This window comes from Rhizobium sp. RU35A (genome assembly GCF_900156005.1).
Taxonomy (GTDB): Bacteria; Pseudomonadota; Alphaproteobacteria; order Rhizobiales; family Rhizobiaceae; genus Neorhizobium; species Neorhizobium straminoryzae.
This window is the reverse complement of record NZ_FTMR01000008.1, coordinates 162279-175580: the sequence shown is the minus strand read 5'-3', so window position 1 is coordinate 175580 and position 13302 is coordinate 162279. Positions and strand designations below refer to the sequence as shown.

Here is a 13302-nt window from a genome sequence, read left to right as displayed (position 1 = left end):
GATTTCATTCCGCCACGCTGCTAAGCATACAGGCAGCGATATCAGGGAGAACGCGGATGTGCGGCATTGTGGGATTGTTCCTGAAGGACAAGAGCCTTACACCACAGCTGGGTGATCTTCTCTCGGACATGCTGATCACCATGACGGATCGGGGGCCGGACTCCGCCGGAATCGCCATTTACGGCACGCCTCGGCCGGGAATCGCCAAGATCACCGTGCAATCGGCCAGACCGGGCGCGGATTTTGCCAATCTGACAGCAGAGCTTTCCGCAGCCGGCCTGCCCGCCACGGTGACGGAGAAGAACACGCATGCGGTGATCGAGATCGCCGCAGACCGCCGGGGCGACATCCGCGCCTTGCTGGAGAAGCTTCGGCCGTCAATCCGCATCATGGGTGCTGGCGAAAGTGTCGAGATCTTCAAGGAAGTGGGGCTGCCGGGCGATGTCGTTTCCCGCTTCGGCGTCCGGGCCATGGGCGGTACGCACGGCATCGGCCACACGCGCATGGCAACCGAAAGTGCGGTCACCACGCTTGGCGCCCATCCCTTTTCCACCGGACCGGATCAGTGTCTGGTCCACAACGGCTCGCTCTCCAATCACAACAACCTGCGCCGTACGCTTGTGCGGAGCGGCATGACCTTCGAGACGGACAATGATTCCGAGGTCGCCGCCGCCTATCTCACCGCCGAAATGGCCTCCGGCAAGGATCTTGGCGAAGCTCTGACCGGCGCATTGGACGATCTCGACGGCTTCTTCACCTTCGTCGTCGGCACCCGGACCGGCTTCGGCGTGCTGCGCGATCCGATTGCCTGCAAGCCGGCCGTGATGGCCGAAACCGACCGTTACGTCGCCTTCGGCTCCGAATATCGGGCCCTCGTCAACCTTCCGGACATCGAGGCCGCACGCGTCTGGGAGCCGGAACCCGCCACCGTCTACTTCTGGGACCACGAGAAGGCCGCCTGACATGCCTGTTTTCGATCTCTCCGCAACGCCACTCCGGGCATTGAACAGCGCGCTGCACGGGCTGGAGCAGGGCACGAACGACACCCGCTTCGAGGTGGTGAACCCGCGCGGGCATCACGCTGTTGCGGTCGGCATCGACAGTCCGGTTTCGGTCGAGGTGCATGGATCGGTCGGCTATTACTGTGCCGGCATGAACGACGGCGGAACCGTCACGGTCCATGGCTCGGCCGGGCCGGGGGTGGCGGAAAACATGATGTCCGGGACCGTGATCGTGGAGGGGGATGCCTCGCAATATGCGGGCGCCACCGGGCGCGGCGGGCTGCTGGTGATCAAGGGCAATGCGGCCTCGCGCTGCGGCATCTCGATGAAAGGCATCGATATCGTCGTGCACGGATCGATCGGTCACATGTCGGCCTTCATGGGGCAGTCAGGCCATCTCGTCGTCTGTGGTGATGCCGGCGAGGCATTGGGCGATTCCCTCTATGAGGCAAAGCTTTTCGTGCGCGGTTCGGTGAAAAGCCTCGGCGCCGATTGCATCGAGAAGCCGATGAAGCCGAAGCATCTGGAAAAGCTGGCCAGGCTTCTGGAAAAGGCGGGCGTCACCGGCGTGAAGCCGGAAGAGTTCAGGCGCTATGGGTCCGCCCGCAAACTCTACAATTTCCATATCGACAATGCCGACGCATACTGAGGCAAGGGGCGTTCATGAGCTATCACAATCCGCTGACCCCGCCGCGCAAGTCTGCCACCTTCGATGACCATACGCTGGCGGAAATCCGCCGGGCGGCAGCAACCGGCATCTACGACATCAGGGGCGGCGGCACCAAGCGCAAGGTGCCGCATTTCGACGACCTGCTGTTCCTCGGCGCCTCCATTTCCCGCTATCCGCTCGAAGGCTACCGCGAGAAGTGCGAGACCTCGGTGGTGCTCGGCACCCGTTTCGCCAGGAAGCCGATCGAGCTGAAGATCCCGATCACCATTGCCGGCATGAGTTTCGGCGCGCTGTCCGGCAATGCCAAGGAAGCACTGGGGCGTGGCGCGACCCTGGCCGGCACCTCCACCACGACCGGCGACGGTGGCATGACGGACGAGGAGCGCGGTCATTCCCAGGTGCTGGTCTATCAGTACCTTCCCTCCCGCTACGGCATGAACCCGCGCGACCTGCGCCGCGCCGATGCCATCGAGATTGTCGTCGGGCAAGGGGCCAAACCCGGCGGCGGCGGCATGCTGCTGGGGCAGAAGATTTCCGACCGGGTGGCGGAGATGCGCACCCTGCCGAAAGGCATCGACCAGCGCTCCGCTTGCCGCCATCCGGACTGGACCGGGCCGGATGATCTGGAAATCAAGATCCTCGAACTGCGCGAGATCACCGACTGGGAAAAGCCGATCTACGTGAAGGTTGGCGGAGCGCGTCCCTATTACGACACGGCGCTTGCCGTGAAGGCCGGGGCTGATGTGGTGGTGCTGGACGGCATGCAGGGCGGCACAGCCGCAACCCAGGATGTCTTCATCGAGCATGTCGGAATGCCCACGCTCGCCTGCATCCGCCCCGCCGTGCAGGCCCTGCAGGATCTCGGCCTGCACCGCAAAGTGCAGTTGATCATCTCCGGCGGCATCCGCTCCGGCGCCGATGTGGCGAAGGCGCTTGCACTGGGCGCCGATGCGGTCTCGATCGGCACGGCGGCGCTGGTTGCCATCGGCGACAACGACCCGAAATGGGAGGAAGAGTACCGCGCGCTCGGCACCACCGCCGGTGCCTATGACGACTGGCACGAAGGCAGGGACCCGGCCGGCATCACGACGCAGGACCCCGAGCTTGCCGCCCGGCTCGATCCAGTCGTCGCCGGTCGACGTCTCGCCAACTATCTCAAGGTCATGACACTCGAGGCGCAGACCATTGCCCGCGCCTGCGGCAAGAACAGGCTGCACAATCTGGAGCCGGAAGACCTCTGTGCGCTGACGATGGAGGCCGCCGCCATGGCGAAGGTACCGCTTGCCGGCACCGACTGGTATCCGGGCAAGGGAGGCTTCTGAAAACTGCCGGCCGCCTTTTCTTCGGGAAGGCGGCCTTTTTCATCGCTGATTGTGTCTCAATCCATAAAAACAGGGGAACGACGTGACACAGCATCTTGCAGATTTCGCCGCCGAGCGCGGCATTCGCTATTTCATGATCAGCTATACGGACCTGTTCGGCGCCCAGCGCGCCAAGCTGGTGCCGCGCGCGGCCATCGCCGACATGCAACGGGACGGTGCAGGCTTTGCGGGCTTCGCCACCTGGCTCGACATGACGCCGGCCCACCCGGATCTCTTTGCACTGCCCGATCCTGCCTCCGTCATCCAGCTGCCATGGAAGCGTGACGTTGCCTGGGTTGCCGCCGATTGCGTGATGGACGAAAGATCTGTGGAACAGGCACCGCGCGTGGCACTGAAGAACCAGGTCAAGAAGGCGGCCGCGCTGGGCCTCAGCGTCAAGACCGGCGTGGAGGCCGAGTTCTTCCTGATTGCTGCAGACGGCGACCGGATCTCCGATGGCTTCGACCGGGCGGAAAAACCCTGCTACGACCAGCAGGCGCTGATGCGCCGCTATGACGTGATCGCCGAGATCTGCGACTACATGCTCGAACTCGGCTGGAAGCCGTACCAGAACGACCACGAGGACGCCAACGGCCAGTTCGAAATGAACTGGGAATTCGACGATGCGCTGAAGACGGCCGACAGGCATTCCTTCTTCAAATTCATGGTGAAATCGGTCGCGGAAAAGCATGGCCTGCGCGCCACCTTCATGCCCAAGCCCTTTCAGGGACTGACGGGCAATGGCTGCCATTGCCATGTATCGGTCTGGGATGCCCAGGGCCGGGACAATGCCTTTGCCGACCCCGCCATGCCGTTCGGCCTGTCGGCCAAGGGCAAGACCTTCCTTGGCGGCATCATGCGCCATGCCACCGCCATGGCCGCCATCACCAATCCCACCGTCAACTCCTACAAGCGCATCAATGCGCCGCGCACGCTTTCGGGCGCCACCTGGTCTCCCAACACCGTGACGTGGACTGGCAACAACCGCACCCATATGGTGCGCGTGCCGGGCCCGGGTCGCTTCGAGTTGCGGCTGCCGGATGGCGCGGTCAATCCGTATCTCCTGCAGGCGGTGATCATCGCGGCCGGTCTCGGCGGCCTCGAGATTGCGGCCGATCCCGGCCCGCACCACGACATCGACATGTATCGCGACGGACATCTGGTCACGGATGCACCGCGCCTGCCACTCAACCTTCTCGATGCGCTGCGGGCGCTCGAGGCGGATACCGCTTTGCAGGCAGCTCTCGGACGGGATCTGTGTGCGGCCTATCTCAGGCTCAAGCACGAGGAATGGAGCCGCTATTGCGCCCATTTCAGCCGCTGGGAGCATGAGAACACGCTGGATGTGTAGACAGCCCTCACCAACACAGGTCGCGCACACTGCCAATCACGTCTGATCGGACCGTGACTTGCACTTTGCATGTGCACCATGCTTAAGAATGTGCCTTCGGAAGATGCTCGTGCCAGAAGGGCAGGTTCGTGAGGCGTACACTCGGGGGGAAGGAAACGCATGGCCAAGCGCATGAAGGGCGGCGGTCTTGCCGCGACAGCCGCATTGGCGCAGGATCCGCACGCCGTGCGCGAGCCGCGTGCCAATACGCTGGAGATGGCCATCGGTCACGAGGTCCGCAGCTATCGCAAGACGCTGGGCATCACGGTGTCGGATCTTGCGGCAGCCACCGGCATGTCGGCCGGCATGCTGTCCAAGATCGAGAACGGCAATATCTCACCGTCGCTCACCACCCTGCAGGCGCTTTCCCGCTCTCTCGGCGTGCCGATCACAGCCTTTTTCCGCGGCTTCGAGGAGCCGAAGAGCGCAAGTTTCGTCAAGGCGGGCGAGGGGGTTCACCTGGAGCGACGCGGCACCCGCGCCGGCCATCACTACAGTCTGCTGGGCTATGTGGAGAACAACACGGCCGGGGTCACGGTGGAACCCTATCTCATCACGCTGAATGCCGAATCCGACATCTTCCCCACCTTCCAGCACGCCGGGATGGAATTCCTCTACATGCTGGAGGGGGAAGTCGTGTACCGACACGGCGAGAGCCTCTACCGCATGGAGCCCGGCGACAGCCTGTTCTTCGATGCCGATGCCCCGCATGGACCGGAAGTGCTGGTGAAGCTTCCCGCGCGCTACCTCTCGATCATCTCCTATCCCCAGCAGGGCTGATCCTCTCCACTCACCCATACAGGGCAGCATCTGCTGCATCGCGATGCAGATTGAGACAGGAATGTCTCAAGGGTTGCAGCTTGCGCATGGGTGTCATGAGGGATCGTGTCTGTTTTGGGCACAGGAAAGGTTTATATCAGGGACATCAAACGACGCCGGAACCAAACGAGTTGCTGACGTCAATCGAACCTCAGGAAAGGGGATCATCATGAACGTAGCACGCACCCTGAACAATTGGCGCAAGTATCGCCAGACCGTAACCGAACTTGGCCGCATGTCGAACCGCGAACTCAACGATCTCGGCATCGCCCGCAGCGATATCCACCGTGTCGCCCGCGCTTCGGTCGCCTTCTGATCTGCGCCATCTCATTTCGCATTTTCGCCCGACGCCCGCACATCCCGTGCGGGCGTTTTGCGTTTCCCAAGGGCCATCCGGCGCTCGCACTGTACCGCTTCGGGACACAGTGAAGCAGGCTTGCGCCTGGCGCATAGCTGCACTGCAGCATTACGCCTAGGAAAGCAGCGGGATCGGGGATATTACTCCTTTCAACGAAGCGCGACACTCCTCCTCCCGAAGCGCTTCGGGTCCGGGCAACCCACTCCTCCTCCTCCCATGGGACGCCCGGGGAACAGCGACACTCCTCCTCCCAGTCGCTGTTCGGTTCTTTTCGGAAAGCCTGCCGCACCTCCTCCCGCGGCAGGCTTTTTCGTTTTGAGATCTTTCAATGGGAAGAAAAGAGCCGTTCAGGCGCTCTGGATGCGATGGCTTTCCATGAGCTTCGGACTTGGCCGGCCGAACAGGTAGCCCTGCAGGTATTCGATCCCCAGCTCTTCCAGCTGCCGCGCCTGAAGTGGCGTTTCCACCCCTTCAGCGATGATGTGTATACCGAGCTTTCGGGCAATCAGTGCTGTTCCCTCGATGATCGCCTTGCCATGCGTATCAAGCGCATGGACAAAGGAGCGATCGATCTTGAGGGCATGGATAGGCAATTCGTGCAGACGCGAGAGCGACGAATAACCCGTACCGAAGTCGTCGATATGGATTTCGACGCCGTAGGAATCCAGTTGATGCAGCACGAAGCTGATGATCGGCTGCTGGCGCGTGTCGAAGATCGACTCGGTGACTTCCAGAACGAGATCGCCGGGTCGGACATCGTGTCGAGCGAGGCTGCTGCGTACGGCTTCGAGAAAGCCCGGCGCAATCAGCTGCCGCAGCGAGACATTGACGGCCATTTTGAGTGGATTGTCGTGATAGCCGCTGCGGACCAACTGCCCGAGGGCTGCGTCGAGCACAAAATTGCCAAGTGGCACGATCTCCCCGGTATCCTCGGCAATCGGAATGAACTCGTCGGGGCTGATCGGGCCATAGTCACGGCTGTTCCAGCGCAGCAACGCCTCGTAGGAGACGACCGCATGCGACTCAGCCGCCACCACAGGCTGGAACAGCACGGAGAGTTCATTCTGCGCAATGGCCGTCTTCAGCGCCTGGCAGATCGCGAAGTTCCGCTCCTGCTCGGCCAGCAACTTTTCCTTGTAGACCTGCGTCAGGCCGCGCCCCTTGCGTTTGGCGTCGCCGGCGGCAAGATCGGCATAGTGGATGGCGTCGCTGATGCTGGTGCGTCCCTTGGCCGTGACAGCCACACCTGCACTGAAGCCGATCTGCAACTGGCGGCCCGCCACATGAATGGGCTCTTCCACGGCATAACGCATGCGGCTTGCAAGCTCGCTTGCCCAGTCGAGCGGATGGCCGGGCGGTGCGGTGGCAATCGCCACGAACTCGTCGCCGCCCCAGCGCCCGAGCGCCCCGTTATCCCCCAGCGACACCTGCAGCCGTCTGGCAATCTCGACCAGCACCTTATCGCCGATGGTATGGCCCAAACCGTCATTGATCTGCTTGAAGCGGTCCAGATCGATGAAGATCGCCACCAGATCCGGGTCGACATCGCTGGTCGCCATCGTCTCGGCATCATCGCACCAGCGCATCAGGCCATTGCGGTTCAGCACGCCGGTCAGTGGATCCTGCTCGGCAAGCTGTTTCAGCTCGACCGTGCGTTCGCGCACGCGCGTCTCCAGCGTGGCGTTGAGATCCTCCAGAAGATTGCGCTCGGTTTCCAGCCGCGCCACCAGTTCGTTGTTGCGATACTGCAGCTCGAAACTCTGGCGCAGAACCTGATGGTTGTTGCGGTGGGCAATCAGCATCACCACTGCAAAGATCGCGCCCAGGATGGCCAGCAGGTAATTCGGGGCGGTGCTGAACGTGAGTGCGGCCGACCCCTGAAGCAGCATGGCCGCGATATAGATGCGACCGATGACCAGTTGCGGCGCCAGAATGCCCGTCGCACCCGCAGCCAGCGCTGAAATGATAACCAGCACGGCATAGCGGATCTCGTCGACATTGCTGCTGATCGCAACGCCGGTCATCGCGCCCCACAGGGCAACCGCCGTCAAAAGGCCCGCGGCATAGCCGGCCAGATAGAACTGCTGCGGGTCGCCGAAAAGAAGCGGCTCCTCACGCAGACGCCGCATGACCCAGAGAGAATGGACATAGCGCAAGGCGGACAGGACAAGGATCGCGGAAAGCCAGCTGGCACTGAAACCCTTGTCTGCAGACGGCATGACAATCAGGAAGAGACCGATGGCTGCAGCCAGATTGACGCTGATGTTGGCCAGATTGTTGCGGAATGCCAGCCGAAGAAGATGCGCGTCCACCCATTCATCAATGGACGTGGCGGTAAAGCCGTTCGTCTGGTTCCCCCGTGTCACCAAGCCCTGCGCAATCCTTCCGGCCGTGTCTCCCGTCCTGCGCGAAGCAGGGTTTCAACTTATACCACAGGCACGCATCCACGTTTACAGCCAGCAAGCCCGATGACGCATTTTGTGACCAATAAGAACGTAGCCCGCAATAGGCCAGAGGTGGCATCGGCCGCTATTCCATAACATTCTAAATTTTATGTGGATGCAGGCGGGTAAAGGTTCGCTGACGCCTGTCAGCGGATACGGGCGCCGTCTGCGTCAAACAGCAGGATATCTGCCGCGTTGAAGGCGACGCGAACCCGTTCCTGCCCGGCCAGCATGTCTTTCGCATCTGCCTTGGCCGTGATGATGTCGCCCGTCGGGGCGATACGCCCATGCACCAGCGTCTCGCCCCCCAGATATTCCAGCATCTCGACCGCAAGCGACACCGTCGTGTCGCCGTCGCGGTGGAAGGCCTCGGGACGCAGTCCGGCGGTGACGCGCTGACCAGCAGAAAGAGAGGCGCTCAGCGCCGGCAGAGGAAACAATGCCTCCATTCCCTGCAGCCGCAATGCAAACTGAGCGCCCTGCGTAACGATTTCCGCCGGCAGGAAATTCATCCGGGGCGAACCGATAAAACCTGCGACGAACTGGTTGTCCGGATCGGCATAGAGATCGCGCGGCGTGCCGGCCTGCTCGATCACGCCGGCACGCAACACGACGATCTTGTCGGCCAGCGTCATCGCCTCCACCTGGTCATGCGTCACATAGATCATCGTGGTGCCGAGCTTCTTGTGCAGCTTGGCGATCTCGAAGCGCATATGGACGCGCAGTTCGGCGTCGAGGTTGGAAAGCGGCTCGTCGAACAGGAAGACCTTCGGATGGCGCACGATGGCGCGGCCGATCGCGACGCGCTGCCGCTGGCCGCCGGAGAGCTGGCCGGGCTTGCGCTCCAGAAGCGGTTCCAGTTCCAGAATGCGCGCCGCCTCCATCACCTGCCGGTCGATTTCGGACCTTGGAACGCCCGCGAAGCGCAGGGCAAAGCCCATGTTCTGCCGCACCGTCAGGTGGGGATAGAGCGCATAGGACTGGAAGACCATGGCAATGCCGCGCCGGGAGGGATCGACCTCGTTCATCCGCGCGCCGCCGATGGTCAGATCGCCGGCAGAGATATCCTCCAGACCGGCAATCATCCGCAGCAGCGTCGACTTTCCGCAGCCGGAGGGGCCGACGAAGACGGTGAATTCCCCCGGCTCGATCTCGAGGTCGATCCCCTTGATCACCTCGAGCGAGCCGTAGGTCTTGCGAATGCCCTTCAGCGACAGCTCGGCCATGGTGCGTCTCTCCCTCACGCGGCCGTCAGGTGAAGAACCTGGGAGGCAAAGCGCGGCGAGGTTACCGTCACCACAATCTCGCCCGCGCCGCCGGTCGATTCCAGCCAGAAGCCGGAAGCCCCGCCGGTCAGAACCAGCGTGGCGGGCCCGAGGATCTTTGCGGGCCCCGTCACGCTCACCGTCACGGGCTCATCCAGGAAGGGCAGGAGATTGCCCATCTGGTCGAGCGCCCGAACGAGGACGCGCACCTGATCCTTGGTGGCGGCGGGAAGGCTATGCTCGTCCGCCTTCACGTCAAGGGTGGCGGGAACCGCGCCGCCGGCGAATTTCACCGAAGCGACGGGTTCGCCGTTCAGGTAGCCGGTGATCTCGCCGCCTTCCCACGCCATGCCCCAGCTGCCCAGCTCCTGCGCGGAGAAATGGCGGCGGTCGATGATGACGGGTGGATGCGGCAGATGCGGATAGGTCTCGCGATCCGGACCGACCCGCTTGCGGATGTTCGGGCCATAGACGAATTCCACCTCATCGCAATTGGTCAGCACAATCAGAGGCATGATGCCGCCGATGTTGCGCTCGCCGCGTGCCCAGAAGGTTACCGGCTTCAGGATCACACCGTCTTCCGGTTCGCACTGGCTGGCGTAGGCGAAGGCGGCGAATTTCGGCTCGCGGAACATGTCCATCACGCCGTGATGGCAGATGCGGTCGCCGGAGCCGAAATCCTTGTGGGTGTTGTAGTCGAAGGCGCACCAGCCGATGGCACCCGAAATCGAGCGATCGCCATACATGGCGTTCAGCACCTGCAGATGGCGCGTCACATGCTCGGCCTGGCGCTGTTCCTGGTCATGCCGCTTGGTGGGATACATGTGGCCGTTGAACTCGGTCACGATGTAGGGAACCTTGGTCGGCAGTCCGGTGCAGACCTGCTGGTCGCGCAGCGGCGTGCGGGAATGATTGGCGCCCGGCATCTCCTCGCTGCCGAGATAGAAGTCGTTCATCGTGTAGACGTCTTCGAGGAATTCGCTTTCGGTGATGAAGCGCACGCCGCCGGTCTGGCGCGTCGGATCCGTCTCGCGCGCCACGCGGTTGGTCTCCACGTAAAAATCGTGGCTGTCCTGCGATTCATTGATGCGCACACCCCAGAGAATGATCGAGGGGTGGTTCCAGTCGCGGGTGATCATTCGCTCGACATTGCGCACGGCTTCGGCCTTCCAGGCCTCGCCGCCGATATGCTGCCAGCCCGGAATTTCCTCGAACACCAGGAGACCGATGCGGTCGCAATGATCGAGGAACCACGGCGACTGCGGATAATGCGAGGTGCGCACCAGATTGCACTTCAGGTCGTTCTTCAGGATCTCCGCATCGCGCTCCTGCGCGCGGCGGCCCATGGCATAACCGGAATAGGGCCAGGCCTGATGGCGGTTGAGGCCGCGGATCTTCAGCGGCTTGCCGTTCAGCTTGAAGCCATCGACGGTAAATTCCGCCGTGCGGAAACCGAAGGTGGCGGTCAGGGTGTCGATGCCCTGCTCCGTTTCCAGCCGGACCTCGGCCGTGTAGAGCTGCGGGTTTTCAGGCTCCCACAGCGAAAGCCCTTCCAGCCCGGCGAAGGCGACGGTCTGGCGCGCGCCCTCGACCGGAGCCGAGGCCTCGGCGATGAGGCGCGCACCATCCTTCAGTGCGACATGCAGCGTGCCGGAGAGCGCCGTGCCGGCCGAATGAGCGAGATCGACGCGGACGGTCACGCCCTTTTTCTCGCTCAGCACCTCCTGCGTCTCGACCTTGATGGCGCCGATCGACACCGGCGTCGTGACCTTCAGCCAGGCATCGCGATAGATGCCGGCATAGGTGAGGTAATCGATCCGCCCGCCGAAGGGCGGGATTTCCGGGTTTTCACTGCCGTCGATCTTCACGGTAATCAGGTTGTCGCCCGGTTGCAGCCGGCCGGTCAGGCGCGCCTCGAAAGGTGTGTAGCCATCCTTGTGCGCCACGACGGACTCGCCGTTGACGAACACTTCGGCATTGGCCATTGCGCCATCGAAGACCACGGAAACCTCGCGGCCCTCGAACTCCGGCTGCCAGGCAAGGATCTTCTGATAGGTGAAGGGCCGCTGGTAGATGGTTTCGTCGAAATAGTTGAAGGGCAAATCGACCGCATTGTGCGGCAGGCGGATCGCCTCGCCCGCCAGAAGGGCAGTGCGGGCGGCCGGCTCGAAACCGTGGCTGAAAATCCAGTTGTCGTTGAAAAGCGTGGTCATGCGCATGAGGATATTCCTATTTCACCGAGCCAAGCATGCCCTGAACGAACTGGCGCTGCATGGCGAAGAACACAAAAAGGGTGGGAAGGGTGGCGAGAATGGTGCCGATCATCACCGTGCCGTAATCGGGATAATAGGCGGAGGCGAGCGAGGCGACGACCAGCGTGATCGTCTTGGTTTCGTTCGACTGCAGCACGATCAGCGGCCACAGATAGTTGTTCCAGTTCATCATGAAGACGATGACGAAGGCTGCCGCATAGGTGGAGCGCATCACCGGCACGTAGATGAACAGAAAAATCTGCCATTCCCTGAGGCCATCGATCTTGGCGGCGTCCCGCAGTTCGCGTGGGAAAGCCTTCGACGCCTGACGGAAATAGAAGATGATGAAGGCGGAAGCGATCGATGGCAGGATGATCGCGATATGGGTATCGATCAGGCCGCTTGACGCCATCATCATGAACAGCGGGATCATCAGCGCGGCAAACGGCACCATCAGCGTCAGAAGCACAACCGCATAGATGCGCTCGCGCAGCTTCGAGCGGAACATCTCGAAGCCGTAGCCGGCCAGCGACGAGACCAGCAGCGTCAGCGCCGTGCCGAATACGGCAATCTTCACCGAGTTCCAGAGAATCAGCGGCACGTCGACGGCCGCGACGAAGGAGGCGATATTGGCAGACAGCGCGGAGCCGAGGCTCACCTTGCCCTTGTTGATGTCGGCCGTGGTGTTGGTCGCGCCGATCGCCATCCATAAGAACGGAAAGACCGACAGGAAGGCCGCCAGCGAAAGCAGCAGATAGCGCAGGGCACTGCCGGCGCGGCGGAGAAGACGCGGGCTCATCGACGCTCCCTCACGGCATAGAACTGCAGGAAGGAGAGAAGCGCCACCAGCACCACGATCACATAGGACAGGGTGGCCGCGTAGCCGAAATTCGGCATGAAGCGGAAGGTGAGATTGTAGATGTAGAGCGACAGCGTCAGCGTTGCATTCGAGGGTCCGCCGGTCCCTTCGGTCAGGCTGTAGACCTCGTCGAACAGCTGCAGCGTGCCGATGGTGGAGGTGATGGTGGTGAACAGGATCACCGGCTTCAGCATCGGCACCGTGAGGAAGAAGAAACGCCCCCAGGCGGGCACGCCATCAATCCGGGCCGCCTCGTCCACGGAACGGTCCAGGTTCTGCAACGCCGCCAGATAGAAGATCATGTTGTAGCCGGTCCAGCGCCAGGTGATCGCGATGATCACCAGAACCTTGGCCCAGAAGGGGTCGGTCAGCCAGCTGATCGGCTGGTCCATCACGCCGATCGCCATCATGGTGCGGTTGACGATGCCATCGACGGAAAACATGCTCTTGAACAGGATGGAATAGGCCACCAGCGAGGTGATGCAGGGCAGGAAGATCGCCGTGCGGAACAGGCCGGAAAACCTGAGGCGCGGATCATTCAGCGCATTGGCCATGACGAGCGCCAGCACGATCATGATCGGCACCTGGATGACGAAGAAGACGATGGTGTTCGACAGCGCCGTCCAGAAGACGGGATCGCTGTAGAGCCGCACCAGATTGCCGGCACCGACGAAGCGCATCATCATGCCACGGCCGGAATAGACCGAGAGCATCAGCGAACTGACGATCGGATAGAGCATCAGCGTGCCGATGAGGAGGAGGGCGGGGGCCACGAACAGCCACCCGTTCACGTCATAATACCGCCTCAAGCCGCCGGTTCGTGTCCCGGATCCTGTCATTGCCATCGAAACGTCCTGTCACCGCCCCTGCCGGATCTTTGCCC

11 protein-coding genes are annotated in these 13302 nt (G+C 62.3%); 6 read left to right on the top strand and 5 right to left on the bottom strand.

The features are described from left to right. The first annotated feature begins 56 nt into the window (after nt 1-56). The 6 genes from F3H95_RS18460 to F3H95_RS18435 all read left to right on the top strand — a co-directional run bounded on the left by F3H95_RS18460 (nt 57) and on the right by F3H95_RS18435 (nt 5557). Entirely contained in the window at nt 57-962 is a 906-nt protein-coding gene (locus F3H95_RS18460; protein WP_149747069.1) for a glutamine amidotransferase family protein, read from the top strand. 1 nt (nt 963) lies between these two features. After that, nucleotides 964-1650: a GXGXG domain-containing protein gene (locus F3H95_RS18455; RefSeq protein ID WP_149747068.1), complete on the top strand. Its 687-nt coding sequence runs from the start codon at nt 964-966 to the stop codon at nt 1648-1650. 14 nt (nt 1651-1664) lie between these two features. Then, a complete protein-coding gene (locus F3H95_RS18450; RefSeq protein ID WP_149747067.1) occupies nt 1665-2993 on the top strand; it encodes an FMN-binding glutamate synthase family protein in 1329 nt (442 codons plus the stop codon). An 82-nt stretch (nt 2994-3075) separates the two neighbouring features. Further along, the gene (gene glnT, locus F3H95_RS18445; protein ID WP_149747066.1) at nt 3076-4383 is read left to right on the top strand and encodes a type III glutamate--ammonia ligase; all 1308 of its coding nucleotides are present in this window, start codon (nt 3076-3078) and stop codon (nt 4381-4383) included. 159 nt (nt 4384-4542) lie between these two features. Next, nucleotides 4543-5202 carry an XRE family transcriptional regulator gene (locus F3H95_RS18440; protein ID WP_142880588.1) on the top strand — a complete coding sequence of 220 codons (660 nt, stop codon included), beginning with the start codon at nt 4543-4545 and terminating at the stop codon, nt 5200-5202. A gap of 208 nt (nt 5203-5410) precedes the next feature. After that, nucleotides 5411-5557 carry a DUF1127 domain-containing protein gene (locus F3H95_RS18435; RefSeq protein WP_149747065.1) on the top strand — a complete coding sequence of 49 codons (147 nt, stop codon included), beginning with the start codon at nt 5411-5413 and terminating at the stop codon, nt 5555-5557. A gap of 389 nt (nt 5558-5946) precedes the next feature. Here the strand turns inward: F3H95_RS18435 and F3H95_RS18430 are convergent, their stop codons facing one another. From F3H95_RS18430 to F3H95_RS18410, 5 genes are all read right to left on the bottom strand, one after another. Then, nucleotides 5947-7965 (bottom strand): bifunctional diguanylate cyclase/phosphodiesterase, encoded by a 2019-nt coding sequence (locus F3H95_RS18430; RefSeq protein ID WP_244618073.1) that lies wholly within the window; start codon nt 7963-7965, stop codon nt 5947-5949. 224 nt (nt 7966-8189) lie between these two features. Then, the gene (gene ugpC, locus F3H95_RS18425) at nt 8190-9269 is read right to left on the bottom strand and encodes a sn-glycerol-3-phosphate ABC transporter ATP-binding protein UgpC (RefSeq protein ID WP_149747063.1); all 1080 of its coding nucleotides are present in this window, start codon (nt 9267-9269) and stop codon (nt 8190-8192) included. Between the two features lie 14 nt (nt 9270-9283). Continuing rightward, nucleotides 9284-11527: a glycoside hydrolase family 2 TIM barrel-domain containing protein gene (locus F3H95_RS18420; RefSeq protein WP_149747062.1), complete on the bottom strand. Its 2244-nt coding sequence runs from the start codon at nt 11525-11527 to the stop codon at nt 9284-9286. Nucleotides 11528-11537: 10 nt separating this feature from the next. Continuing rightward, a complete protein-coding gene (locus tag F3H95_RS18415; protein ID WP_149747061.1) occupies nt 11538-12359 on the bottom strand; it encodes a carbohydrate ABC transporter permease in 822 nt (273 codons plus the stop codon). Continuing rightward, nucleotides 12356-13264: a sugar ABC transporter permease gene (locus F3H95_RS18410; protein ID WP_149747060.1), complete on the bottom strand. Its 909-nt coding sequence runs from the start codon at nt 13262-13264 to the stop codon at nt 12356-12358. Before F3H95_RS18410 ends, F3H95_RS18415 begins: the two co-directional genes overlap by 4 nt. Nucleotides 13265-13302: the final 38 nt, after the last annotated feature.

Excerpts from the sequence above, each read along its gene's own strand:
- F3H95_RS18460 (WP_149747069.1), top strand. The coding sequence starts at position 57 with ATGTGCGGCATTGTGGGATTGTTCCTGAAGGACAAGAGCCTTACACCA.
- F3H95_RS18455 (WP_149747068.1), top strand. The coding sequence starts at position 964 with ATGCCTGTTTTCGATCTCTCCGCAACGCCACTCCGGGCATTGAACAGC.
- F3H95_RS18450 (WP_149747067.1), top strand. The coding sequence starts at position 1,665 with ATGAGCTATCACAATCCGCTGACCCCGCCGCGCAAGTCTGCCACCTTC.
- F3H95_RS18440 (WP_142880588.1), top strand. The coding sequence starts at position 4,543 with ATGGCCAAGCGCATGAAGGGCGGCGGTCTTGCCGCGACAGCCGCATTG.
- F3H95_RS18435 (WP_149747065.1), top strand. The coding sequence starts at position 5,411 with ATGAACGTAGCACGCACCCTGAACAATTGGCGCAAGTATCGCCAGACC.
- ugpC (WP_149747063.1), bottom strand. The coding sequence starts at position 9,269 with ATGGCCGAGCTGTCGCTGAAGGGCATTCGCAAGACCTACGGCTCGCTC.
- F3H95_RS18420 (WP_149747062.1), bottom strand. The coding sequence starts at position 11,527 with ATGCGCATGACCACGCTTTTCAACGACAACTGGATTTTCAGCCACGGT.
- F3H95_RS18415 (WP_149747061.1), bottom strand. The coding sequence starts at position 12,359 with ATGAGCCCGCGTCTTCTCCGCCGCGCCGGCAGTGCCCTGCGCTATCTG.
- F3H95_RS18410 (WP_149747060.1), bottom strand. The coding sequence starts at position 13,264 with ATGGCAATGACAGGATCCGGGACACGAACCGGCGGCTTGAGGCGGTAT.